Genomic DNA, 23,145 nt, shown 5'->3' on the forward strand with positions numbered 1-23,145 from the left:
CCGCCGCCGGTCAACCGCAACTACCCGGCGAAGGTGATCGTCGAGCTGGAAGTGATCGAGAAGGAGATGCCGATCTCCGAGGGCGTGAGCTACACGTTCTGGACCTTCGGCGGCACCGTGCCGGGCAGCTTCATCCGGGTGCGCCAGGGCGACACGGTGGAGTTCCACCTGAAGAACGCGCCGGACAGCAAGATGCCGCACAACATCGACCTGCACGGGGTGACCGGRCCGGGCGGCGGCGCGGCGTCCAGCTTCACCGCACCSGGSCACGCCTCGCAGTTCACCTTCAAGGCGCTGAACCAGGGCATCTACGTGTACCACTGCGCCACCGCGCCGGTGGGCATGCACATCGCCAACGGCATGTACGGGCTGATCCTGGTCGAGCCGCCGGAGGGCTTGTCGAAGGTCGACCACGAGTACTACGTGATGCAGGGCGACTTCTACACCACCGGCAAGTATCGCCAGAAGGGCCTGCAGCCGTTCGACATGGAGAAGGCGATCGACGAGCACCCGACCTACGTGCTGTTCAACGGCAAGGAAGGCGCGCTCACCGGCGACAACGCGCTGACCGCCAAGACCAACGAGACGGTGCGCCTGTTCGTGGGCAACGGCGGSCCGAACCTGGTGTCCAGCTTCCACGTGATCGGCGAGATCTTCGACAAGGTGCAGCCCGARGGCGGCACGGTGGCGCAGCACAACGTGCARACCACGCTGATCCCGTCCGGCGGCGCGGCGATGGTGGAATTCCACACCGACGTGCCGGGCAGCTACGTGCTGGTCGACCACTCGATCTTCCGCGCGTTCAACAAGGGCGCGCTGGGCATCCTCAAGGTGGACGGCGCGGARGACAAGACRGTCTACTCGGGCAAGGAAGTGGACTCGGTCTACCTGGGCGACCGCTCGGAGCCGAACCTGACGGCGGTGAGCACGGCGGCGAAGGCGCATGCGGCCGGCACGCTGACCAAGGCCGAGCAGATCGCGGCGGGCAAGCAGCTGTTCACCGGCACCTGCTCGGTGTGTCACCAGGCGAACGGCGAGGGCCTGGCGAACGTGTTCCCGCCGCTGGCGAAGTCGGACTACCTGGCGGCCGACCCGAAGCGGGCGATGACCATCGTGACGCACGGGCTGACCGGCAAGATCACGGTGAACGGCCACGAGTACGACTCGGTGATGCCGCCGATGGCGCAGCTGACCGACGACGAGGTGGCGAACATCCTCAGAACTTGGCGACGAAGCCNCGATGACCATCGTGACGCACGGGCTGACCGGCAAGATCACGGTGAACGGCCACGAGTACGACTCGGTGATGCCGCCGATGGCGCAGCTGACCGACGACGAGGTGGCSAACATCCTSACCTACGTGCTGAACAGCTGGGACAACCCGGGCGGGCAGATCAGCAAGGAAGAAGTGGCCAAGGCTCGTGCCGCGGCCGCGCCGGCACCGGCGGCGGAACACTGATGCGGAGCGGTACGAAAAAGCATGTCTGGAAGTAAAGACGTCCAGACGAAGCACTGCAAGGCGCAACGCCGACCCTCGTGGTCGGCGTTGTCGTTTCGGCGGCATGCATGGCCGCGGCGCGTTGTCACAGTCGCACCTTGCATGGCGGGGACTTGACCGGGGTCAGGTCGGGCACGTGCGCTCGCTTCGAGACTGCCGCCGACCACAAGGGAGCAACACCATGAACCATGCACGCAACTATCTTTCGGCAGCCTGCCTGTTCGCGATCCTGGCCACACCGGCCTGGGCGGGCGACGGAACCGCCAACATCAGCGAGCCGACGGCATCGGCCGGGCCATCGTGGCAGCTGGAATGGGATGCCCGCCTGCGCCATGAACAGGTCGACGACGATGCGTTCGCGCGCAACGCTAATGCCGACACCTTGCGCCTGCGCCTCGGCCTGCATGCCGAGTTCGGGCATGGCTGGAGCGGCCTGGCCGAAGGCGCCGGCGTGGCCGGCGCCGGCGATCGCTACAACAGCGGCGCCAATGGCCGCGTCCTGTATCCGGCGGTGACCGATCCGCGCGGCAGTGAGTTTAACCAGTACTGGCTGCGCTGGCAGGGCGACCGCTTCGGCGCCACCGCGGGCCGCCAGCGGCTGCTGCTGGACAACCAGCGCTGGGTTGGCAACAGCGGCTGGCGCCAGCACGAGCAGACTTTCGATGCAGTCGAGTTGCGCTGGCAGCCGCTGACGGCGTTGACGGTGCGCTACGACTGGCTCGACCGGGTGCACCGGGTGGCCGGCCGCGACGCACTGAACCCGCTCGCGCGCGAGCACAAGTTGAATACTCACCTGCTCAACCTGGCCTGGACCCGGGGTGCGCAGCAATGGGGCGGCTACGCCTACCTGCACGAGGATCGCGACGTGGCCAGCGCCTCCAGCGCCACCTACGGCCTGCGCTGGAACGGCAAGGCGCTGCACGACGGCCGTGGTCTCGGCTGGACGCTGGAGGGGGCGCGGCAAGTCGACTACGCCAACAACCCGCAGCGTTTCGCGCACAGTTACTGGCTGCTGGAACCGAGCTGGACGCAGGCCGGGATCACCGCGAAGCTGGGCTGGGAGCACCTGGGCGGCAACGGCCGGCATGCACTGCAGACACCGCTGGCCACGCTGCACGCGTTCAATGGCTGGAACGACCAGTTCAACGTGACCCCGGCCGGCGGGCTGGAAGATCGCTACGTCGGCGTCAACGGCAACTTCGGTCGCGGTGGCGTTGCCGGCAAGCTGGCCTGGGCAGTGGCGTACCACGACTACCGCGCCGATCGCGGCGGTCGCTACGGCAGCGAGTGGGATGCCTCGCTCGCGTTTCCGCTGGCGCAGGGCCTCAGTGGCCTGCTGAAGGTGGCGGACTATCGCGCCGACGGTTTCGGCCGCGACAGCGCGAAACTGTGGCTGCAACTGGAATGGCGTGGCCAGCAGGCCTTGGCCGGCGCACGTTGAACGAAGCGGAAATGCAGATGGGCGCGTTGATCCAGGTCAGCGCGCCCGCGCCGCGACTGCGTTGAGATGACGCCATGAAAGCCCAGTCATCACCCCACCGCCGCGTCGACGACGCGGTACTTCCCGAACTTGACCTGCGCTGGCTGCCGTCGCCGGAGCCGATGCTGCGCGCACTGGCGGCAGCCGATGCGTTGCTGCCGGGGCAGGCAGTGCAGGTACTCACCCCGCTGCTGCCGACGCCGCTGCTCGACGCGCTGGCCTCGCACGGCATGCAGACGTCGGTGTTCGCCTTGCCGACCGGCGGTGCGCGCGTGCTGATTCGTTGTCCGGGCGGCGATGACGCAGCTTCGGCTTGAGCAGGCTCCGGCGCCGTCGTTGCCGCGGCGCTTCCTGCTCGGTGCGCCGTGGTGGGGAATGCTCGCCGGTGTGCTGCTGATCGTCGACGGCGATGCCGCGCTGCACATGCGCTGGAACGCGGCCACGCTGGCGCTGGTGCACGTGTTCACGCTGGGCGTGCTGGGCAACGCGATGTTCGGCAGCGTGCTGCAGTTCCTGCCCGCCGCGGCCGGCGTGCGGGTGCGCGGCAGCGCCACGTTTGGACCGTGGCTGCATGCCCTGTTCAATCTCGGCGTGCTGTTGCTGGTAGCGGGACTGCACCGTGGTTGGCGTACGGCACTGATCGCCGCCGCCGTGCTGCTGCCGTTGGCGTTCGCCCTGCTGGCGGCGATGACCGTGCCCGGCCTGCTGGTGGCGGCGGGGCAGCGCCTGCTGCGCGCGGGCTTCGGCGCGGCGATCGGATTCGCCGTGCTCACCGCATTGCTTGGCGGCATGCTTGCGTTGGGCTCCGCCGGGTACCTGGCTTTGCCGTTGGCGGTACTCACCGACGTGCATGCGAGCTGGGGCGTGCTGGGCTGGGTGGTGGTGCTGATGGCCAGCGTGGCGCGGGTGGTGATGCCGATGTTCCAGGGCACCGGCACGGTGCGCGAACCGGTGCAGGCGATGTGGTTGGGCAGCGTGCTGCTGATGCTGTTCGGCGCGGCGTGCTGGCGTCTGACCGATGGTGGCGGTGTCTGGCTGACCGGTACGGTAGCCGTGCACGCGCTGCTGTTCGCCGTTGCCGCGTTGTGGCTGCAATGGCGTGCGCCGCGATTGCGCCGCGGGCCGCTGCTGTGGAGCTGGCGCGCCGGCTTGATCGTGCTGGCGCTGGCGGCACTGGCACTGGCCGCGGGCGTGCGTGGCGGCATGCTCGCCGCGACGCTGGGGCTGGGCATCGCCTTGCCGCTGCTGGTCGCCGGCATGATGCTGGAGATCGTTCCCTTCATCGGCTGGATCGAACTGCACCGGCGCTGCGGTCGCGGCGTGCAACTGCCCGGCGTGCAGCGGTTGTTGCCCGCACACGACAAGACTCGCGCGCTGCTGGCGCAAGGGCCGCTGCTGTTGTTGCCGGCTGCCGTGATGTGGCCGTCGGCGTGGCTGGCCCGCGCGGCCGGGCTGGCGTTGCTGCTGGCCTGGGGTTGCATGGGCTGGACGCTGCGCGGCGTGCGCCGGCGCGCCGGTGATTTCCTGTCGACGATGGAATCCGCCGATGCCGCTGCCCGGGTCTGACCGTTTCGCACTCGGCCGGGTTCGAGCGGCGATCGACCGCGTCGACGACGGCCTGGTCGCGTTGTTCGCCGCGCGGCGTCGGTTGGCCGCTGCCGCCGGGATGCTCAAGCGGCGTGCCGGCGTGTCGCCGCGCGATTCGTTGCGCGAGCAGCAGGTGCGTGCGCGAACGCAGGCGCTGGCGCAGCGGCTGGCGCTGCCCGCGAGCACCGCCGAGCGCCTGCTCGATCTGGCGATCGCCGATGCCTGCCAGCGGCAAGGCATGGCGGTTGACCTGGGTCAAGGCGTGCCGTTGTGCGCGCCCGTCATGATGCCGCCCATCATGCCCAGCCAGACATTCCTTCCCTCTCTTGCGCCGCGCCTGCTGCGCCTGTTGCCGCCGCCGACGCGGGTGGCCCCGCTGCTGCATGCGCTGCCGGCGCGCTGGCAGCGCCGCCTGCTGGAAGCGGCGATGGCGCGCGTGCTGGCCACGCCGCTGCGCGATGGCTCGCTCGATTTCATGCGTGGTCGCCGGCTCGCCATTGAAGTGAGCGACCTGCGCCTGCGCTGGGTGCTCGAACTGCACGGCGACCGCCTCGGTGTGGTCGACGCCGAACCCGAGGCAAGCGTGCGCGGCAGCGCCACCGACCTGCTGTTGCTGGCCGGCCGGCTGGAAGATGCCGACACGCTGTTCTTCCAGCGGGCGCTGGAACTGACCGGCGACACCGAACTGGGCCTTACCGCGCGCAACCTGCTGGAACGGCTGCCGTGGGAGTCGGTGCCGCTGGGCCTGCGCATCGCGCTGAACCGCGGCGCGCGCTTTGCCCGTGCCGCCCGTGCCGCGCACTGCGGCGAAGCCGCCTGAGCCAACCCGTTTTCCCACTGATAAAGCGATCACGATGACCGCCTCCGCAACGCTGCCCGTGCCGGTCTGGCGCGACGAACTCGAACACGAGTACGCCGCGCTGGCCGAGCGCCTGGAACCGCTGGTGCCGTGCCTGGAGATCCCGCTGCACTTGCCGTGGATCGACGCCATCAACAAGCTGAAGCGGCAGCGCGGCGCGGTGATCATGGCGCACAGCTACCAGTCGCCGGAGATCTTCCACGGCGTGGCCGACATCACCGGCGACTCGCTCGGCCTGGCGCAGGCCGCCGCCGATTGCGACGCCGACCTGATCGTGGTGTGTGGCGTGCACTTCATGGCCGAGAGCGCGAAGATCCTGGCGCCGGAAAAGACCGTGCTGATCCCCGACCTGGAAGCCGGCTGCTCGTTGGCTTCCTCGATCACCGCCGCCGACGTGCGTGCGCTGCGCGCGCAGCATCCCGGCGTGCCGGTGGTGAGCTACGCCAACACCTCGGCCGCGGTGAAGGCGGAGTCCGACGCGATCTGCACCTCGGCGAACGCGGTGCAGGTGGTCGAGTCGATGGGTGCGGCCAAGGTGATCTTCCTGCCCGACGAGTACCTGGGCCGCCACGTCGCCAGCCAGACGAAGGTCGAGCTGGTGCTGTGGCACGGCCGCTGCGAAGTGCATGAGAAATTCACCGCGCAGCAGGCACGGCATGCGCGCGAGCAGTTCGACGCGATGCTGGTGGCGCACCCGGAGTGCCCGCCCGAGGTGCTCGCCGAGGTGGACTTCGTCGGCTCCACCACGGCGATGGGCAAGTGGCTGGAGCGCGAGAAGCCGGCGCGCGTCGCGCTGATCACCGAGTGCTCGATGGCCGACAACCTGCGCGCGCAGTTCCCGGCCACGCAGTTCATCAAGCCGTGCAATCTGTGTCCGCACATGCAGCGGATCACCTTGCAGAACATCTACGCGTCCCTGCGCGACATGAAGCACGCGGTGGAGGTGCCCGCGGATATCCGTGTGCGTGCGCGTGCCGCGCTGGAGCGCATGCTCGCGATCGGGCGGCGCGAGAGCGTGTGAAGCAAGCGCGCCTGCCGATCGTGGTGGTGGGTGGCGGCGTGGCTGGCCTGGCCACGGCGCTGGCCGCCGCGCCTGCGCCAGTGCGCCTGCTGTGCCGCGCGCACGACGGCAGTGGCAGTGCCAGTGCCCTGGCCCAGGGCGGCATTGCTGCCGCGCTCGATCCGCACGACAGCCCCGCCACCCACGCCGCCGACACCTTGCTGGCCGGCGCCCATCACAACGACGCGGAGATGGTGGAGTGGCTGACACGCGAGGCGCCCGGCGCCATCGCCTGGCTGCAGGCGCAAGGTGTGCTGTTCGACCGCGATGCCGATGGCCGCCTGCAACTGGGGCGCGAGGGCGGCCACGCCGCCGCGCGGATCGTGCACGCCGGCGGCGACGCCAGCGGGGCCGCGCTGGTGCATGCCTTGCGCGCGAAGGCGCAGGCCGCGGCGCACGTGCAGTGGCGCGGCGGCGTGGACGTCGATGCCTTGCTGGTCCGCGACGGTGCCGTGGTCGGCGTGCGTACTCGCGATGAACGCGGGCGACAGGAGCACATCGAGGCGGCGGCCGTGGTACTCGCCACCGGCGGCATCGGTGCGCTGTTTGCACGCACCAGCAATCCGCCGGGTGCGGACGGTGCCGGGTTGGCGCTGGGGCTGGCAAGTGGCGCCTCGCCGCGCGACCTGGAATTCGTGCAGTTCCATCCCACCACACTGGACGTCGCCGGACACTGCCTGCCGCTGATCACCGAGGCGCTGCGTGGCGCCGGTGCGCACTTGCTTGATGCCGATGGACAACCGCTGATGGCCGGCGTGCATCCGCTTGGCGACCTCGCACCGCGCGACGTGGTGGCGCGCCGTGTGGCGCAGGCGCAAGGCGAGGGCGGACAGGTCTGGCTCGATGCGACGGGCGTGGCCGGTGCCTGGGAACGGCGTTTTCCCACCGTGCTGGCGGCGTGCCGTGCCCACGGTTTCGATCCGCGGCGGGCACCCATACCGGTCACGCCGGCAGCGCATTTCCACATGGGCGGGTTGGCCACCGATGCGGACGGGCGCACCAGCGTGCCGGGCCTGCATGCGGTGGGCGAGGTGGCTTGCAACGGCGTGCACGGCGCGAACCGGCTGGCCAGCAACTCGCTGCTGGAAGGCGTGCTGTGCGGGCGTCGGCTTGGCCGTTTTCTGGCCGCTGCCGAACCACGCCCCGGCCGGCGCGGCGACTACCGCTGGGTCGAGCGTGGCGACAGCCTGTCGCCGTCACAGCTGATCGCGCTGGGCGACCTGCTGTGGCGCGCGGCCGGCCCTGTGCGCGAGGCGTCGTCGCTGCGCGATGCATGGCGCAGCTGTGCGGCGGTGGCGGATGCCGGCTGGCAGGCGCGGCTGGCCAAGGCCCTGCTGCGCGCGGCGTTGCTGCGCAAGCGCAGCCTGGGCGCCCATTGCCGCCACGATCGCGGCTGCCCGGCCTGAAATAGGCGACCCACAGTGCGGCGATATACCCTGGCGGAAGCGGCATGTGTGGCGGCTGTCGCGAGGGGTTTGACCCGGATCAAGACAATTGAGCCGGGAGCTGTGCAAACTATAGACTCCCGACCCTGTGAGTCTTTCATGACACGTTCTTCTTCGTTTGACTACGAACAACTGCGCGCCTGCGGCCGCGGCGAACTTTTCGGCGACGGCAATGCCCGGTTGCCGTCGCCGCCGATGCTGATGTTCGACCGCATCACCCACATCGCCGACGAGGGCGGTGCACATGGCAAGGGCGTGATCCGCGCCGAGCTGGATATCCATCCGAAGCTGTGGTTCTTCGACTGCCACTTCATCGGCGACCCGGTGATGCCCGGCTGCCTCGGTCTGGATGCGATGTGGCAGCTCAGCGGATTCTTCCTGCCGTGGCTGGGCGAACCCGGCCGTGGTCGCGCGCTCGGCGTGGGCCAGGTGAAATTCTCCGGCCAGGTGTTGCCGAGCGCGAAGCTGGTGCGCTACGAGATCGACATCCGCCGCGTCATGCGCGGCAAGCTGCGGATGGTGATCGCCGACGGCAAGACCTTCGTCGACGACCGCCTGATCTACGAGGCCTCCGACATGCGCGTGGGCCTGTTCCAGTCCACCGAGGGTTTTTGAGATGCGCCGGGTAGTGGTGACCGGCATGGGTATCGTGTCGTGCCTGGGCAATGACCTGGAGACCGTGACCGGCGCCTTGCGTGATGGCCGCAGCGGTATCCGGGCGATGCCTGAATATGCCGAGCTTGGCATGCGCAGCCATGTGGCCGGTGTGCCGAACATCGACCTGGAGGCGGTGATCGATCGCAAGCTGAAGCGCTTCATGGGCGATGCGGCAGCCTATGCCTACGTGTCGATGCGTTCGGCGATGGCCGATGCCGGACTGGACGCGGAACAGGTTCGTCACCCGCGCATCGGCGCGATTGCCGGTTCCGGCGGTGGATCGCCGCGCTGGCAGATCGAGACCGGCGATCTGCTGCGCAACAAGGGCGTGCGCAAGATCGGCCCGTACATGGTGCCGCGCACGATGTGCTCGACCGTGTCGGCCACGCTGGCCACGACCTTCGGCATCCTGGGCCTGAGCTATTCGATCTCCGCCGCCTGCGCCACCTCGGCGCATTGCATCGGTGCCGCGGCCGACCTGATCCGGCACGGTGCGCAGGACGTGGTGTTCGCCGGTGGCGGCGAGGAAGAACACTGGGGCATGACCGCGCAGTTCGACGCGATGGGCGCGCTGTCCAGCCATCACAACGACACCCCGGTCACCGCCTCGCGCCCCTACGACAGCAGTCGCGACGGCTTCGTCATCGCCAGCGGCGGCGGCATGCTGGTGCTGGAGGAGTACGAGCACGCGAAGGCGCGCGGCGCGCGCATTCACGCCGAACTGGTCGGTTACGGCGTCACCTCCGACGGTGCCGAGATGGTGGCGCCGTCCGGCGAGGGCGCGGTGCGCTGCATGCAGATGGCGCTGGCCAACGTCAACGCGCCGATCGATTACCTGAACACCCATGGCACCGCCACGCCGCTGGGCGACATCGTCGAGCTCGATGCGGTGCGCGAAGTGTTCGGCGAGGCGGTGCCGCCGCTGTCCTCGACCAAGGCGTTGACCGGCCATTCGCTGGGTGCCGCCAGCGTGCACGAGGCGATCTACAGCCTGCTGATGCTCAAGGAAGGATTCGCCGCCGGCTCGGCCCACATCACCGAACTCGATCCGCGCGCCGAAGGTTTCCCGATCCTGCGCGAAAGCCGCCCGGCGAAGCTGCACACGGTGATGTCGAACAGCTTCGGCTTCGGCGGCACCAATGGCAGCCTGGTGTTCGCCAAGGTGTGAGCCGGCGGCAGCCACTTGCGACAAGCCGGTTGGCCTGCAGCGGCCGCCGGCTTGTGTCGTCGGTGCGGGCCGGGGTGTACCGAGGCGTGTCGGCGCGCTAGGATCGCGGCGGACGCGGGGCTGCCAGGGTGGGGAACGTCGGTGGTACGACATCGCGACAGCAGTGGAGGCTGTGATGGGCGACGGATACATGGAAGCGTGGTTTTCGCGCGTGGAACCGGTACTGGGCGCTGCGCTCGAACGGCGCGACGTTCACACCTCGACCCACTGCGGGCGGGTCGGTCGGCTGGCCCTGGCGTTCGCCCGGGATCTTGGCCTGGCCGACGAAGAACTGCTGGTTCTGGATGTGGCGGCCCGGTTTCACGACGTGGGGAAGATCGGGATCCCCGATGCGGTCCTGCACAAGCAGGGGGCGCTGAACGACGCCGAGTGGGAAATCATGAAGGGCCACAGCCTCCATGGCGAGCACATCGTGCGGATGGACCCGGAGCTGCCGTTCGGCAACGAGATCGCGCTGGCGGTGCGCCATCATCATGAGCACTACGATGGCACCGGTTATCCGGACGGCCTGCACGGACGCGCCACTCCGCTGCCGTCGCGCATACTGTCCGTGATCGACAGCTACGACGCGATACGCAAGCGTCGTGCCTACCATGCGCCCCAGTCGCATGAGTCCACGGTGGCCATCCTGGTCAGCGAGCGGGGCACCAAGCACGATCCGCAGATCCTCGATGCGTTCCTGTCGCACGACAGGCCTTGGTTCGACCGACCGGGCGTACCCGGCTAGCAGAGGCGATTCACGCGGTTTCCGGCATCCGCATGCCCGGCTCGCCGTGCCAGTAGCCGTTGCGCGCGCCGATCCGCGGCGGCGCCACCGGCGAGCGGCGGGCGAGGTGATAGTGCGCCACCACCTCGGCCATGCCCTCGGCTTGCGGATACAGCCGCAGCACGTCCACGCCCAGTTCGCGCAGCTGCGGCAGTTCGGGGCCGAGGTCGGTGATCTCCTCGCCCTGGATCTGGATGCCGTTGATGCGCAGGAACGGCCGGCCCTCGCGCGTGGCCAGCGGCATGCCGTCGGGATAGTCGATGCAGCGGAAGCCGCACTGGTCCTTGGCCACGTCCAGCGCACGCGCGGTGAAGCAGCGCGCGGAGAAGGCCAGCGGCAGCCGGCCGAACGCGATCACCTCGAGTTCGGGCATCGTCCTGCCTTCGGCCTGCATTGCCTCGCGCAATTCGCGCAGCAAGGTGTGGCCTTGTTCGACACCCGGTACCCAGCGGCGCAGGCCGTCGTCCATCAGCATCGCCAACGCGTGGTGGTTGTAGACGTTGAGCGTGGGCCCGGCGACGAACGGCACACCGCGCTCGCGGCACAGCTGCACCGCCGAGAGGTCGTTCGCCTCGATCCAGCAGTCGCCGTGATCGACCAGCCGCTGCAATGCGCCCAGTTCCGATTCGGCCTCGATCAGCGCCAGCGACGACAGCACGACCTGCTTGCCGCTGCGGGCGAGTTCGGCGGCCAGCGCGATCCAGTCGCGCGTGCCCAGCTCGCGGCGCTTGCTGCACACCGTCTCGCCCAGGTAGATGATGTCGACCGGCCAGTCGGCTGCCTCGCGGTAGAACGCCAGCGTGTGTTCGCGTGGCCAGAAATACTGCAGCGGGCCCAGGCTCAGTTTCATCGTGTTCATCGGTTCAGTGCCAGAAAAATCAGTGCCACGAGCGGTGATAGGGGCCGAGCGTGGTCTGGTGACCCTCGGCATGCTTCGACAGCGCGGACTGCCAGCGCGGTTGCGCCGACCAGTCCTGCGGCGAAGCGCGGTAGCGGTCCAGCGCGTCGCGCCAGGTGCGGGTGACCGAGCCGACATAGGCGACGCCGCGCTGGCGGCCCTCGATCTTCAGCGCCGCCACGCCGGCTTGCGCCAGTCGCGGCAGCAGCTCCAGCGTGTTCAGGCTGGTCGGTTCCTCCAGCGCGTGGAAGACTTCGCCGCCGACCTCGAAGCGGCCCTTGCACACGGTCGGATAACCGGCCGGTTCGCGCGGTTCGAAACGGTCCATCAGCACGTTGTTGAGGCGCACGCTGCGGCGGCCGTCATCGTGTTCCTCCCAGCGCACGAAGCTGGCCGGCGAGCACACGCCGTGGCGGTTCGGCGAGGCGCCGGTGACGTAGCTGGACAGCTGGCAGCGGCCTTCGACCATGATGCACAGGCTGCCGAACGCGAACACTTCCAGCGGCACCGGCGAACCCTCGCACAGCCGCTCGACCTGCTGGATCGACAGTACCCGCGGCAACACCGCGCGGCTGATCCCGAAGCGCTCGTGCGCATAGCGCAGCGCCGGCGCGGTGGTCGCCGAACCCTGCACCGACAGGTGCCGCTTCAGCGCGGGATGCGTGCGGGTGGCGTAGTCGAGCACGGCCATCTCCGCCGCGATGATCGCGTCGCAGCCGAACTCGGCGGCCTTGTCCACCGCCGCGTACCACTGCGGTAGGCGCACGCTGTCGGGATAGGTGTTCAGCGCCAGGTAGACCTGCCTGCCGCGCTGGTGCGCGTAGGCGATGCCGTCGCGCAGTTCGTCGTCGCTGAAGTTCAGCCCGGGAAAGGCGCGCGCGTTGGTCTGGTCGCGGAAGCCCGCGTAGACCGCGTCGGCGCCGGCGTCGATCGCCGCTTGCAGCGCCGGCAGGTTGCCGGCAGGACAGACCAGTTGCATGAGCACCTCGAAGCTGGGAGTTCGGGGCGCATCGTGACGGTCGTCGCCGGTGCCTGCGTTGACGTGGATCAGCTGGACCCGCATTGCCCGGAGCTACCATGCCCCACATCTGTCACGTGCATGATGTTGTTTCCCACCGAGGAGTCGATTCGATGAAATACAAGCATGCTGTCACCGCCGTCCTGCTGTGCGCGTTCTCGCTGGCGCCATGGGCGCAGGCGGTGGCCCAGGAGCATCACCATCACGCCGCCGCACCAGCGGCCGCGCCGGCAGCAGCGCAGCGCTGGGCGCCGGATGCGCCGTTGAGCGAGGGGATGCGCCGCGTGCATGCCGCGGTGGACGAGTTGCGCCACTACGAGATGGGCCACATGAGCGCGCCGATGGCGGTGGACCGGGCCACTGCCGTCGAGGAAGCGGTGACCTACATGTTCGCCCACTGCAAGCTGGCGCCCGAGCCCGACGCCGCACTGCACGGCATCCTGGTGCCGCTGCTGGGCGCGGCGCAGGCGCTGAAGGCCGACCCGCAGAAGGTCGGAGCGGTAGCCGACATGCGCGCGGCGATCGCGCACTACCCGCAGTACTTCAACGACCCCGGCTGGGACCAGCCGGCCCCGGTCGAGCACGTGATGCACGACGAGCCCTGAGTCGTAGCGGCGGCAGGTCGTGGCCGCCGCGTATCACCTTGTCGTCGGTGTGCGCGTGGCCTGCAGCACCGCCCACAGCGCATCGACGCGCCGTTCCACCGCGGCATCCGGCACGATCGGCCGGCTCCAGGCGCGGCTGGTTTCGGATGGCCATTTGTGGGTGGCGTCGATGCCGAGCTTGGAGCCGAGCCCGGCGACCGGGCTGGCGAAGTCGAGGTAGTCGATCGGGGTGTTCTCCACCAGCATCGTGTCGCGTGCTGGATCGACCCGGGTCGACACCGCCCAGATCACCTGCGACCAGTCGCGCACGTCGATGTCGTCGTCGGTGACGATCACGAACTTGGTGTAGGTGAACTGGCGCAGGTACGACCACACGCCCATCATCACCCGCCGCGCGTGGCCGGCGTACTGCTTGCGGATGCTGACCACCGCGATGCGGTACGAGCACGCCTCCGGCGGCAGGTAGAAGTCCACGATCTCCGGAAACGCCTTCTGCAGGATCGGCACGAACACATCGTTCAGCGCCATCGCCAGCACCGACGGTTCGTCGTGCGGCGCGCGGCCCATGTAGCTGCCGTGGTAGATCGCGCCTTGGCGCAGGCGCATGCGCTCGATGGTGAATACCGGAAAGTGATCCTGCGCGTTGTAGTAGCCGGTGTGGTCGCCGAACGGGCCTTCCAGCGCGGTGTCGCCGGGATGGATGAAGCCTTCCAGCACGATCTCCGCGCCGGCCGGCGCGTCCAGGCCGGTCAGCTCGCTGCGCCACACGCGCGTGCGCTGGCCGCGCAGCAGGCCGGCGAATTCGTATTCGGACAAGGTGTCGGGCACCGGCGCCACCGCGGCCAGCATGGTGGCCGGGTCGGCACCGATCGCCACCAGCACGGGAAACGGTTGCTGCGGATGCGCGGCGCACCAGTCGGCGTAGTCCAGCGCGCCGCCGCGATGCGGCAGCCAGCGCATGATCACCCGGTTCGGTCCGATCACCTGCTGGCGGTAGATCGCCACGTTCTGGCGCGGCTTGTTCGTGCCGCGCGTCACCACTAGGCCGAAGGTGATCAGCTTGCCGGCGTCGTCGGGCCAGCAGTGCTGGATCGGCAGGTGCGCGAGATCGATCTCATAGCCTCGCGATGTTTCGTGTTCGAACGCCGCCTCGCGCACACGCTGCGGTGCCACGTGCGCCAGTTGCGCCAGTTCGGGCCAGGTCGCCAGCGCCTGGCGCAGGCTGGATGGCCAGCGCGGCTCCTTGATCGCAGCGAGCAACTGGCCGAGTTCGCGCAGGGAAGCCAGCGGTCGTCCGGCCAGCGCCAGTTCGATGCGCCGACGGTGACCGAACAGGTTGCCGAGCAGCGCATGCGACGAGTCGCCGGGGCGCTCCATCAGCAGCGCGGGGCCACCTTCGCGCAGCGCGCGCAGGCTGAGCGCGGTGGATTCCAGGTGCGGATCGACCGGCGTCGTCACGCGCTGCAGCTGCCGTTCGCGTTCGAGGTGCGCGAGGAAACCACGCAGGTCGTGGAAGCTCATGCGGGCGGCCCGGGAATGGCCAGGCTGTCGCCGTCCGCATCGGCCAGCAGCTGCCGATGCACCCGTTCGAGTTCCGCCAGCAGCTGCGCGCGCGCCTCGGCGGCGAACGGGTTCTCGCGCTGGATCGCGGCAAACAGGTGGCCGGCGTCGCCGCGCACCGCCGCCAGCATGTGCTTCATGCCCTGGAACGACGGCGGGGCTACCGGCAAGCCATCGTCCACGCCGAGGTCGATCAGCCCCTTGGCGATGAAGAACGCCAGCGCGTGAGTCCTGGCCATGGCGCGGTCGTGGCTTTCCGGGTCCTGCACGATGACTTCGCAGCCGAGTTCGACGAACAGTTCGCGGGTGCGCTCGGCAGCTCGTGGATGATCCGCGGCGGGGCAGATCACCGCGCGCAACGGCCGCTCATCGCGGGCCAGGCTGAGCGGGCCGAACAGCGGATGTGTGCCCACGTGCGGAATGTCCGCGCCGAGCAGCTCGTCCATCATCGCGCAGGGATGCAGCTTCACGCTGCCCACGTCGAGCACGGTCTGCCCGGCATGCAGCAGCGGACGCAGCGTGAGCAGCGCATCGCGCATGTGCGGCACCGGCATCGCCAGCACGATCCAGCGTGCCTCGCCGACGGCGGCAGGCATCGACGCGGCGGCCAGTGCGGTGGAGATATCCGCGTGCGGATCCCACGCGCGCACGCGGTGCCCCGCCTGCAACAGCAGCTCGGCAAAGGCTTTACCAAAGCGGCCGTAGCCGAGCACGGCGAAAGTCGTGGCGGATGGCGCAGGCTCGCGCAGCTCGGTGGCGCTCATGCCGCGAGAGGCGGACGGCCGCTGGCCAGGCTGGCGCGCAGCGCGGCGTCCCATGGTGCGGTGTCGATCCCGCGCGCGGCCAGCCAGTCGCGGTCGAACAGCGTCTGCGCGTAGCGTTCGCCGCGGTCGCACAGCAGGCTGACGATGCTGCCGCGTTCGCCGCGTGCGCGCATCGAGGCGGCCAGTTGCAGGCAGGCGACCAGGTTGGTGCCCGACGAGCCGCCGTAGCGGTGGCCGAACAGATCTTCCAGCAGCCAGGCGGCGGCGATCGAGGCGTCGTCGGGCACCTCGACCACGCGGTCGACCACGTCGAAGATGAAGCCCGGTTCCACCCGCGGCCGGCCGATGCCTTCGATCAGGGTGGGCTGGCTGGCCACCGCCCGCACGTCGCGGTTGCGCCAGCCATGCACGTAGCCGCTGCCGGTTGGCTCGGCCACGCACAGTTGCGTGTGCAGCCGGCGGTAGCGCAGGTAGCGGCCGATGGTGGCCGAGGTGCCGCCGGTGCCGGCGCCGCAGACGATCCAGGCTGGCTCGGGCTCGGCCTCCAGCGCGAGCTGGCCGATGATCGACTCGGCGATGTTGTTGTTGCCGCGCCAGTCGGTGGCGCGTTCGGCCAGGCCGAACTGGTCCAGGTGGCAGGCACCGCGCGCGGCGTGCTCGGCGGCGCGCGCGTGCACTTGCGCGGGATCGTCCACCAGGTCGCACTCGCCGCCCAGCGCCTGCACGTCGTGGATCTTGCCCGGTGCGGTGCAGGCCGGCATCACGGCGATGAACGGCAGGCCGAGCAGGCGCGCGAACCATGCCTCGGAGATCGCCGTGCTGCCGGAGGAGGCATCGACCACCGCCTGGCCGCCGCGCAGCCGGCCGTTGCACAGCGCGTACAGGAACAGCGAGCGCGCGAGGCGATGCTTCAGGCTGCCGCTGGGATGCGCGGCCTCGTCCTTGAAGTAGAAGTCGATACCGTGGAAGCCAGGGAAGTTCAGCTTGAGCAGGTGGGTGTCGGCCGAACGCGCGGCCTCCTGCGCCAGCTTCGCCAGCGCGGTGTGCACCCAGCGGCGATCGGTTTCGCGTTGCGGGTTGACCAGTCGCAGGACGCTGTCCATCGGAGGCTCCGTGATCATGGGTGGAAAGCGGCGGCGCCGTGCAGGGCGCGCACGCGACGGCCGAGGAAGTCGAAATAGCGGTCGATGTAGCTGATGCCGTTCTCGTGGTCGATCAGGTACGGATTCATCAGCGTGTGACGCAGGATCAGCAGGCGGTCATCGCCGGGAACGAAGCTGGCCGGGTCCAGGCCCAGCGCGCCGAGGATGCGCGTGGTCTGTGCCGGGCCCAGCATTTCCGGTCGCAAACTGGTCACTGAACCGAAGAACTCCTTCAGCTGCAGCGGCTGCTGCGGATCGCAGCGCAGTTCGTCGTGCAGTGCGCGCACGAACGCGTTCGCCGTCGCCACCGAGGTGTTGCCGTGCGGGTTGAGCGCGAGGCAGACCAAGTTGCTGTCCGGCGCGAACGGCACCAGCGCGTGGACGCAGCCGGCCAGTTCCAGCGCGAAGCGTTGCGCGCGGGCGTGGAAGGTTTCGGCCGCGCGCACGGTGGCGCGCGGCAGGGCGCCGAAGTGGGCGTGGTCCAGCGGCAGCACCTTGTGCGTCACGTACACCGCGGCTGCCGCCGCGCCGGATTTCGAGCCTTCCGGGATGAACTGGCCCAGGCTGCGGTAGCGTGCCAGGTAGCCGGCGGGCGTGGCGGCGTGGAACACGTAGTCGGCGCGCTCGGCCAGCAACGCCATCGCGCGGTGGTCACGGCAGATGAAGGCGCCGCTGCCGTAGGGCAGGTAGCCGAGCTTGTGCGGGTCGACGGTGACCGAGTCGGTGTCGCCCAGCGCGGCGAACGCGGCGTGCACCGCGGGCGTGGGGAATTGCACGTAGTCGGCGGCCACTTCGTCGCGGGTGCGCAGCGAGCTGTCCTCGTGGCGGAACAGCGTGGCCAGGTAGCCGCCCCAGGCGGCATCGACGTGCACGGCGAAGTCCAATCCGCGCTCGCGCGATTCATGTCGCGCGGCGAGCACGGCGTCGATCGGGTCGATGGTGCCGTACTCGGTGCCGCCGAGCACGGCCACGCACATCAGCACCGGTCGGCGCTCGCGCGCGCAGCGTTCCAGCGTATCGCGCAAGGCGGCGGGGTCCAGCCGCATGCCGGCGGTAGGCAGCAGTTCCAGTTGATCGCGGCCCAGGCCGAGCAGCTTCAGCCCCTTGCTCCACGAGTAGTGCGCAGTGACCGGCGCCAGCACCAGCGGTACGCGCAACGACGGATGTGCGGCGAAGAAACCGGCCAGACCGCGCTGCTCGATGCGTTCGTTCTCGACCCGCTGCAGCCAGTGCGCGCGCTGCGTCGGCGCTTGTGCGGCCAGCCAGTGCTGCCATGCCTGCAGCAGGGCGATGCCATCGGTGTGGGAAAGGTTGAACGCGCTCCAGTCATCGGCGGGCAAGGCCAGCTCCGGCACCTGCGCCGCGCGCAACGCGACCGGAAACGCCTTCAGCGCCAATGCCAGGCGCAGCGCCTGGTAGTTCGCCAGGGTGCCGCCGGAAGTGAGGTGGCCGAACGCGCAGGCGTCCTGCGCCGGATCGTGCGGATAGCCGAGCATGCGCGCCAGCTGCAGGCCGGCCTGCACTTCCATGTCGACGGTGACCGGGGCGGCGTCCTCGCTGACGTTGTTGGGGTTGTACGGCAGCGTCAGCATCTGCGCGGCCAGTCCCGGCAGCAGCAGGTCGGAAGCCATGTGGCCGATGTAACGCGGGCTGTGGAACGGTACCGACTTCTTCAGCGCGGCGGAGAGCTGGTGCAGCTCGCGGCGCATGCGCGATTCGAAGGCGAGGTAGTCCGGGTGATGCGCGGCGGCGGTGGCGATCGCCGGCGGGTCCTCCGGGTGGAAGTTGCGGCGCCAGTAGACGTGGTCGCGCAGGAATTCCACCAGCAGCTTTTCCAGCAGCGTGTCGTTCTCGCCGTAAGGGCCGAGGAAGCAGGCGTCCAGCGTGTGGTCGCGCGGTTCTTCGGCGGGAAAGGGTCGTGCTGCATTCATGGGGTCCATCCGTACAGCCAGCCCAGCGGGTGATGCATGCGGGCGACGCCGAGCATGTAGACGTAGGTGACCAGCGCAGCCACATAGAAGGCCAATCGCGCGCGCGGCGTGCGTGCCCGTTTCAATGCCAGCATGGCGAGCACCACGTAGACCACCAGCAGCACCAGCTTGGTGGTGAGCCAGCCGTTGGCGAACAGTGCGCCGGGCAGGATGCTCATCAGCATCAGCGCGGCGGTGAGCAGGGTGGTGTCGATCGCGTAGCTGAGCCAGCGTAGCGGCATCGCCTGTGCCGCGCCGCTGTAGCCGAGCTGGGTCGCCAGGCCGCGCAACGCGAACAGCGTACCGCTGGCCAGCACACAGGCGATGTGCACCCATTTGATCTGTGGATAGAACTCGAACATTCGGGATTCGGGATTCGGGATTCGGGATTCGGGATTCGGTATTCGGTATTCGGTATTCGGTATTCGGTATTCGGTATTCGGTATTCGGTAAAAGCATCAGGGCGCGCCTCGCGGCGCGCCCTGATGTGGGTCATGCGTTCTCGCGGGCCGCTTGCGGTAGCACCGCGGGAGCTGTCCGGCGATTTGGCCACAGCCACAGTGCAGCGACGAACACCGCGATCAGCAGGGCTCCGACGGCGAACAGGGTGTCGCCCGGCACGCGCATCCACACCAGCATGTGGATCAGCGGGCGGTCCATGAACTCGGCCGAACGGGCGAACCAGTAACCGTGTTCCAGCACCGCCTTCAGCTGCAGGATGCCCAGCGGCAGCAGGGTCAGCACGGCCATCAGCGACAGGCCGATGTTGAGGCACCAGAACGAGCTGCGCAGCCAGCCTTCGCGCCAGTGCGCCTCTGGCTTGATGCCGCGTAGGCAGAACAGCATCAGGCCCAGGCCGAGCATGCCGTACACGCCCATCAGTGCGGTGTGGCCGTGCGTGGCGGTGAGGTTGAGGCCCTGCATGTAGTACAGCGCGATCGGCGTGTTGACGAGGAAGCCGAGCAGGCCCGCGCCGATCAGGTTCCAGAAGCTCACCGCCACGAAGAACATGATCGGCCAGCGATAGCGCGCCATCCACGGCGCGGCATGCTGCTTCTTCCAGGTGTCGTGGGCTTCCAGGCCGATCAGCGCCAGCGGCACCACTTCCAGTGCCGAGAAGCTGGCACCCAGCGCGATCACCGCCGTGGTGGTGCCGCTGAAGTACAGGTGATGCAGGGTGCCCAGCACGCCGCCGGCCATGAACACGATGGTGGCGAACAGCACGTTGGTGGTGGCGCTGCTCACGCGCAGCAGGCCCAGCCTGACGAACAAGTAGCTGATCACCGCGGTGGCGAACACTTCGAAGAAGCCTTCCACCCACAGGTGCACCACCCACCAGCGCCAGTACTCGACCATCGCGATGTGGGTGTGCTCGCCCCACATCAGGCCGGCGCCGTAGAGCAGGCCGATCGCCACGGTGGACAGGAACAGCAGGCCCACGATCGACGCGCCTTCCTTCTTGCCGCGCATCGCCGGCAGCAGCGCGCGGCCGACCAGGAACAGCCACAGCATCAGCCCGATGAACAGGAAGATCTGCCAGAAGCGGCCGAGGTCGGTGTATTCCCAGCCTTGGTGGCCGAACCAGAAGTTGTACTGGAGGCCCATCTTGTCCATCACCGCGAACCACTGGCCGGCGAACGAGCCGACCACGATCACCAGCAGGCAGACCCACAGGAAGTTCACCCCGAAGCGCTGGAACTTCGGCTCGTGGCCGGAGATCAGCGGCGCGATGTACAGGCCGGTGGCCAGCCACGCAGTGGCGATCCACAGCACGGCCAGCTCGGTGTGCCAGGTACGGGTGAGGCTGTATGGCAGGTAGTTGGCCAGCGCGAAGCCGTACGCTTCCTGGCCCTCGACTTGGTAATGCGCGGTGGTGGCGCCCAGCAGGATCTGCGCCAGGAACAGCGCCAGCACGGTCCAGAAATACTTGCCGGTGGCCTTCATCGAAGGCGTCGCTTTCATTTCGGTCAGCGGGTCGCGCACCGGAATCGGCGGCAACGGCTCGTGGCTCACCTGGCGCGCGTGGTGCCAGCCGAGCAGGCCGATGCCGAAGATCATGAAGAGGATGCTGAAGACCGACCACAGGAAGCTGGTCGAGGTTGGCACGTTGCCGGCCAGCGGCTCGTACGGCCAGTTCTGGGTGTAGCTCATCGCCTCGTTCGGGCGCTGCGTGGCGGCGGCCCAGCTGGTCCACCAGAAGAACGCGGTGACCTCGCGCCGGTGCTCCATCTCGGCCACGGTGTTCTCGCGCATCGCATAGCCTTCGCGCAGCGTGTGCGTGGCCGGGTCGTTGCCGAACAGGCTCATGTAATGCGCCGCGACGGCTTCCATCGCGTGCGCGCGCAGCGCCGAGACGGTGATGGTGTTGCTGGCTGCGTCGTAGGTATTGGTGCGCAGTTCTTCCTGCACCCGCGCCTTCAGCGGTGCCTGCTGCTGCGCATCCAGCGATTCGTAAGGGCCCAGGCCCGCGTCACGGGCGAGCAGGTCCAGCATCGCCATGCTTTCGCGGTGCAGCCAGTCGGCGCTCCAGTCCGGCGCCAGCAGCGCGCCGTGGCCCCAGATGGATCCCAATTGCTGGCCGCCGATGCTCTGCCACACCTGGCGGCCTTCCTCCATGTCGGCCTTGGTGTACAGCGTCTGGCCATCGCCGGTGACGACGGCCGTGGGCAGCGGCGGCGCCTGTTGGTGGACCACGCTGCCGACCCACAGCAGCACGGCGAAGGACGTGACGAGCAAAGCCGCCAGTCCCAGCCAGAGTTTTCGGGTGGTACTCATCGCGCATCTCCCTGAAAGGTGCGCGCATGCTCGGCGAGGCGTGACCTGGCCATCTTGATGCAGGTCAAGCAGCCGCCACGGCACGCTGCGCGAATTGTCGCGGCCGTCGCCCGCGGCATCTCGCCGTCTTGCCGTGGGGATGGGCCGATGGAGAACGTGCGGATTCCGGGGCTCCGCTGGCTGCGACATTTCCAGTGCCAGCCATGCGCCGCTATCCGGCTTTTTCCCCGCATGAGGCGCCAGGCTTCGCGCGCAGTCATTTCGACAATGCCGTCCATTTCGCGTACGGCCTGCGAGCGACCCCGGCAGTGGTGAAACGGGTGAACGCGAAAATCTAGTGTTGCATCAGCACCGGAATGGAGGCTTCTTCCAGCACGCGCCGGGTGGCGCCGCCGAACACGTGTTCGCGCATGCGCGAACGGCCATAGGCGCCCATCACCAGCAAGTCCGCGTCGATGTTCTCGACTTCCTTCAGCAGGATTTCGCCGGCCATCGCGGAGGAGGCGCGGACGTAACTGGGCCGGGACGTGATGCCGTGGCGCAGAAGATAGACGAACGGGTCGAAGCGCGGATGCCCTTCGTCGCCGTCGCGCACGTCGCCGTCGACCAGGGTCACTTGTTTTGCTGCCTTGAGGAACGGCAGGGCGGAGTGGATCGCGCGGATGGCCTCGATGCTGCCGTTGCAGCCGATCACGATGCGCTCGAAGCGGGTTTCCCGATGCCATTGCGGGGGCAGGATCAGGCAGGGCACGCGGCAGCCGAGTATCGCCTCGCCGAGGATGTCGAGCAGGCCGGATGCCTGCACCATGTCCCGCTCGATCACCGCGAGATCGTGCCGTGCGCCGAGCCAGCGCAGGGTAGCGGCGATGCCGGCCCGGGCGACGGTCCAGTCGGCATTGCGCACGCCGGACTGCCGCGCGAATGATTCGAAGGCGGCGTGCTCGTCGGCGAATTCCGTTCGCGGTTCAAGCAGCAGGCCGAGCACGGTGGGGTCGGTGCCGGCTTCGGCGCCGCCGGGTTTCCGCAGCGCGGGGTCGATGAAACAGCCCGTCAGGTTGCTGCCCCAGCGCGCGGCAATCGCGAGGCCGGTTTCGGCGGCGGGACTCCACGGGTTGCTTGATGTCACCAGCGCGAGGACGTCGCCCGGGCGTGTCACGGGCGGTGTCGGGCTGGCTTGCTCGGTGGCTGGCATGGTGGGCGTCCGAGCTTCGCTGGCGGTCAGAGGTCGAGGGTGTGGATGGCTTGCGCGGCGTCATCCGGGTCGAGCCGGCGCCGGAAGCCCAGGAAACCGGCCAGCTCGCGCATCGGTTCGTTCTCGGCGGCGTCGATCGAGAACATCGTGCGGAATCCGTTCTTGTGAGCGATATCGATCAGGCGCCGCATCAGCAGCACGCCCAGGCCGCGATGGCGCCAGTCGTCGGCCACCGTCACCGCGCATTCGCATTGCTTTTCGTCGCCGCTCGCGCTGTAGCGGCTGACCCCGACTTCGCGCAGTTCGCCGTTGTCGTGGGCGAGCGCCACGAAGGCCATCCGATCCTGGTAGTCGACGTTCATCAGCTGGTCGAGCAGGGCCGGGCTCGCTTCCTTCAAATTGCCCAGGAAGCGGAAACGGCAGGCCTGTTCCGACAGGCGGTTGATGAAGTCCGTTTCGCGCTGGCGATCCTCCGGGCGCAGCGGGCGTATCAGCACCGGGCTGCCGTCATTCAGGGTCTCGATCCAGTGCGTTCCCTCGATGGCGCCGAAGGGCGCGGCGGGTGTGGGGTCGTGGTCGGCATGATGGGCGTTGGACATGATCTGTTCCCGTGGCGGATGAATCGCGGTCGATTCCCATGC

The 23,145-nt window shown here is 68.8% G+C and carries 21 protein-coding genes; 11 read left to right on the top strand and 10 right to left on the bottom strand.

What is annotated here, in order from left to right; all coding sequences use genetic code 11:
• From nirK to ASG75_RS00050, 10 genes are all read left to right on the top strand, one after another.
• On the top strand, positions 1-1,237 hold a 1,237-nt coding region (gene nirK / locus ASG75_RS00005), incomplete at both ends, for a copper-containing nitrite reductase (protein ID WP_157616904.1).
• A 442-nt stretch (positions 1,238-1,679) separates the two neighbouring features.
• Positions 1,680-2,939 (top strand): alginate export family protein, encoded by a 1,260-nt coding sequence (locus tag ASG75_RS00010; protein WP_056384553.1) that lies wholly within the window; start codon positions 1,680-1,682, stop codon positions 2,937-2,939.
• A 74-nt stretch (positions 2,940-3,013) separates the two neighbouring features.
• Positions 3,014-3,295 carry a DUF2249 domain-containing protein gene (locus ASG75_RS00015; RefSeq protein WP_056384555.1) on the top strand — a complete coding sequence of 94 codons (282 nt, stop codon included), beginning with the start codon at positions 3,014-3,016 and terminating at the stop codon, positions 3,293-3,295.
• Positions 3,276-4,544: a hypothetical protein gene (locus tag ASG75_RS00020; protein WP_056384556.1), complete on the top strand. Its 1,269-nt coding sequence runs from the start codon at positions 3,276-3,278 to the stop codon at positions 4,542-4,544. Before ASG75_RS00015 ends, ASG75_RS00020 begins: the two co-directional genes overlap by 20 nt.
• On the top strand, positions 4,525-5,385 hold the full coding sequence (locus ASG75_RS00025) for a chorismate mutase (RefSeq protein ID WP_056384558.1): 861 nt from the start codon (positions 4,525-4,527) through the stop codon (positions 5,383-5,385). Before ASG75_RS00020 ends, ASG75_RS00025 begins: the two co-directional genes overlap by 20 nt.
• A gap of 34 nt (positions 5,386-5,419) precedes the next feature.
• A complete protein-coding gene (nadA, locus tag ASG75_RS00030; protein WP_056384560.1) occupies positions 5,420-6,445 on the top strand; it encodes a quinolinate synthase NadA in 1,026 nt (341 codons plus the stop codon).
• Positions 6,442-7,890 (top strand): L-aspartate oxidase, encoded by a 1,449-nt coding sequence (nadB, locus tag ASG75_RS00035; RefSeq protein ID WP_056384562.1) that lies wholly within the window; start codon positions 6,442-6,444, stop codon positions 7,888-7,890. Before nadA ends, nadB begins: the two co-directional genes overlap by 4 nt.
• A 138-nt stretch (positions 7,891-8,028) precedes the next feature.
• On the top strand, positions 8,029-8,544 hold the full coding sequence (gene fabA / locus ASG75_RS00040; RefSeq protein ID WP_056384564.1) for a 3-hydroxyacyl-[acyl-carrier-protein] dehydratase FabA: 516 nt from the start codon (positions 8,029-8,031) through the stop codon (positions 8,542-8,544).
• Position 8,545: 1 nt separating this feature from the next.
• Entirely contained in the window at positions 8,546-9,754 is a 1,209-nt protein-coding gene (fabB, locus tag ASG75_RS00045) for a beta-ketoacyl-ACP synthase I (RefSeq protein WP_056384566.1), read from the top strand.
• Between the two features lie 175 nt (positions 9,755-9,929).
• Positions 9,930-10,541 (top strand): HD domain-containing phosphohydrolase, encoded by a 612-nt coding sequence (locus ASG75_RS00050; RefSeq protein ID WP_056384568.1) that lies wholly within the window; start codon positions 9,930-9,932, stop codon positions 10,539-10,541.
• Positions 10,542-10,551: 10 nt separating this feature from the next.
• On the opposite strand, the gene ASG75_RS00055 is transcribed toward ASG75_RS00050, so the two are convergent.
• Both ASG75_RS00055 and ASG75_RS00060 read right to left on the bottom strand, forming a co-directional pair.
• Complete coding sequence (locus ASG75_RS00055) at positions 10,552-11,430, bottom strand: U32 family peptidase (protein ID WP_056386864.1); 879 nt, start codon at positions 11,428-11,430, stop codon at positions 10,552-10,554.
• Positions 11,431-11,458: 28 nt separating this feature from the next.
• Positions 11,459-12,541 (bottom strand): peptidase U32 family protein, encoded by a 1,083-nt coding sequence (locus tag ASG75_RS00060; RefSeq protein ID WP_235580116.1) that lies wholly within the window; start codon positions 12,539-12,541, stop codon positions 11,459-11,461.
• Positions 12,542-12,609: 68 nt separating this feature from the next.
• On the opposite strand from ASG75_RS00060, the gene ASG75_RS00065 reads away from it, so the two are divergent.
• A complete protein-coding gene (locus ASG75_RS00065; RefSeq protein WP_056384573.1) occupies positions 12,610-13,101 on the top strand; it encodes a hypothetical protein in 492 nt (163 codons plus the stop codon).
• 33 nt (positions 13,102-13,134) lie between these two features.
• Here the strand turns inward: ASG75_RS00065 and ASG75_RS00070 are convergent, their stop codons facing one another.
• The 8 genes from ASG75_RS00070 to ASG75_RS00105 form a co-directional block, all read right to left on the bottom strand.
• Positions 13,135-14,622, bottom strand: coding sequence for a UbiD family decarboxylase (locus ASG75_RS00070; RefSeq protein WP_056384574.1), 1,488 nt, complete (start codon positions 14,620-14,622; stop codon positions 13,135-13,137).
• The gene (locus ASG75_RS00075; protein WP_056384575.1) at positions 14,619-15,425 is read right to left on the bottom strand and encodes a prephenate dehydrogenase/arogenate dehydrogenase family protein; all 807 of its coding nucleotides are present in this window, start codon (positions 15,423-15,425) and stop codon (positions 14,619-14,621) included. Before ASG75_RS00075 ends, ASG75_RS00070 begins: the two co-directional genes overlap by 4 nt.
• Positions 15,422-16,528 (bottom strand): PLP-dependent cysteine synthase family protein, encoded by a 1,107-nt coding sequence (locus tag ASG75_RS00080; protein ID WP_056386868.1) that lies wholly within the window; start codon positions 16,526-16,528, stop codon positions 15,422-15,424. Before ASG75_RS00080 ends, ASG75_RS00075 begins: the two co-directional genes overlap by 4 nt.
• Positions 16,529-16,542: 14 nt before the next feature.
• The gene (locus ASG75_RS00085; RefSeq protein WP_056384577.1) at positions 16,543-18,498 is read right to left on the bottom strand and encodes a pyridoxal-dependent decarboxylase; all 1,956 of its coding nucleotides are present in this window, start codon (positions 18,496-18,498) and stop codon (positions 16,543-16,545) included.
• Positions 18,495-18,899 (bottom strand): SirB2 family protein, encoded by a 405-nt coding sequence (locus ASG75_RS00090; RefSeq protein ID WP_056384579.1) that lies wholly within the window; start codon positions 18,897-18,899, stop codon positions 18,495-18,497. Before ASG75_RS00090 ends, ASG75_RS00085 begins: the two co-directional genes overlap by 4 nt.
• A 130-nt stretch (positions 18,900-19,029) precedes the next feature.
• On the bottom strand, positions 19,030-21,312 hold the full coding sequence (locus ASG75_RS00095; RefSeq protein ID WP_056384581.1) for a nitric-oxide reductase large subunit: 2,283 nt from the start codon (positions 21,310-21,312) through the stop codon (positions 19,030-19,032).
• Positions 21,313-21,646: 334 nt separating this feature from the next.
• The gene (locus ASG75_RS00100) at positions 21,647-22,504 is read right to left on the bottom strand and encodes a universal stress protein (RefSeq protein WP_056384583.1); all 858 of its coding nucleotides are present in this window, start codon (positions 22,502-22,504) and stop codon (positions 21,647-21,649) included.
• A gap of 26 nt (positions 22,505-22,530) precedes the next feature.
• A complete protein-coding gene (locus ASG75_RS00105) occupies positions 22,531-23,103 on the bottom strand; it encodes a GNAT family N-acetyltransferase (RefSeq protein WP_056384586.1) in 573 nt (190 codons plus the stop codon).
• Positions 23,104-23,145 lie beyond the last annotated feature (42 nt).

It is taken from the genome of Rhodanobacter sp. Soil772, assembly GCF_001428385.1.
In the GTDB taxonomy this organism is placed as follows: domain Bacteria; phylum Pseudomonadota; class Gammaproteobacteria; order Xanthomonadales; family Rhodanobacteraceae; genus Rhodanobacter.

What these genes read in the sequence shown, in the direction of transcription:
- ASG75_RS00055 (WP_056386864.1), bottom strand. Translation starts at nt 11,430, where the DNA reads ATGAAACTGAGCCTGGGCCCGCTGCAGTATTTCTGGCCACGCGAACAC.
- ASG75_RS00025 (WP_056384558.1), top strand. Translation starts at nt 4,525, where the DNA reads ATGCCGCTGCCCGGGTCTGACCGTTTCGCACTCGGCCGGGTTCGAGCG.
- ASG75_RS00090 (WP_056384579.1), bottom strand. Translation starts at nt 18,899, where the DNA reads ATGTTCGAGTTCTATCCACAGATCAAATGGGTGCACATCGCCTGTGTG.
- ASG75_RS00075 (WP_056384575.1), bottom strand. Translation starts at nt 15,425, where the DNA reads ATGAGCGCCACCGAGCTGCGCGAGCCTGCGCCATCCGCCACGACTTTC.
- ASG75_RS00015 (WP_056384555.1), top strand. Translation starts at nt 3,014, where the DNA reads ATGAAAGCCCAGTCATCACCCCACCGCCGCGTCGACGACGCGGTACTT.
- ASG75_RS00050 (WP_056384568.1), top strand. Translation starts at nt 9,930, where the DNA reads ATGGGCGACGGATACATGGAAGCGTGGTTTTCGCGCGTGGAACCGGTA.
- fabA (WP_056384564.1), top strand. Translation starts at nt 8,029, where the DNA reads ATGACACGTTCTTCTTCGTTTGACTACGAACAACTGCGCGCCTGCGGC.
- ASG75_RS00070 (WP_056384574.1), bottom strand. Translation starts at nt 14,622, where the DNA reads ATGAGCTTCCACGACCTGCGTGGTTTCCTCGCGCACCTCGAACGCGAA.
- ASG75_RS00080 (WP_056386868.1), bottom strand. Translation starts at nt 16,528, where the DNA reads ATGGACAGCGTCCTGCGACTGGTCAACCCGCAACGCGAAACCGATCGC.
- ASG75_RS00060 (WP_235580116.1), bottom strand. Translation starts at nt 12,541, where the DNA reads ATGCGGGTCCAGCTGATCCACGTCAACGCAGGCACCGGCGACGACCGT.
- ASG75_RS00010 (WP_056384553.1), top strand. Translation starts at nt 1,680, where the DNA reads ATGAACCATGCACGCAACTATCTTTCGGCAGCCTGCCTGTTCGCGATC.
- ASG75_RS00100 (WP_056384583.1), bottom strand. Translation starts at nt 22,504, where the DNA reads ATGCCAGCCACCGAGCAAGCCAGCCCGACACCGCCCGTGACACGCCCG.
- nadA (WP_056384560.1), top strand. Translation starts at nt 5,420, where the DNA reads ATGACCGCCTCCGCAACGCTGCCCGTGCCGGTCTGGCGCGACGAACTC.
- fabB (WP_056384566.1), top strand. Translation starts at nt 8,546, where the DNA reads ATGCGCCGGGTAGTGGTGACCGGCATGGGTATCGTGTCGTGCCTGGGC.
- ASG75_RS00095 (WP_056384581.1), bottom strand. Translation starts at nt 21,312, where the DNA reads ATGAGTACCACCCGAAAACTCTGGCTGGGACTGGCGGCTTTGCTCGTC.
- ASG75_RS00105 (WP_056384586.1), bottom strand. Translation starts at nt 23,103, where the DNA reads ATGTCCAACGCCCATCATGCCGACCACGACCCCACACCCGCCGCGCCC.
- ASG75_RS00065 (WP_056384573.1), top strand. Translation starts at nt 12,610, where the DNA reads ATGAAATACAAGCATGCTGTCACCGCCGTCCTGCTGTGCGCGTTCTCG.
- ASG75_RS00020 (WP_056384556.1), top strand. Translation starts at nt 3,276, where the DNA reads ATGACGCAGCTTCGGCTTGAGCAGGCTCCGGCGCCGTCGTTGCCGCGG.
- ASG75_RS00085 (WP_056384577.1), bottom strand. Translation starts at nt 18,498, where the DNA reads ATGAATGCAGCACGACCCTTTCCCGCCGAAGAACCGCGCGACCACACG.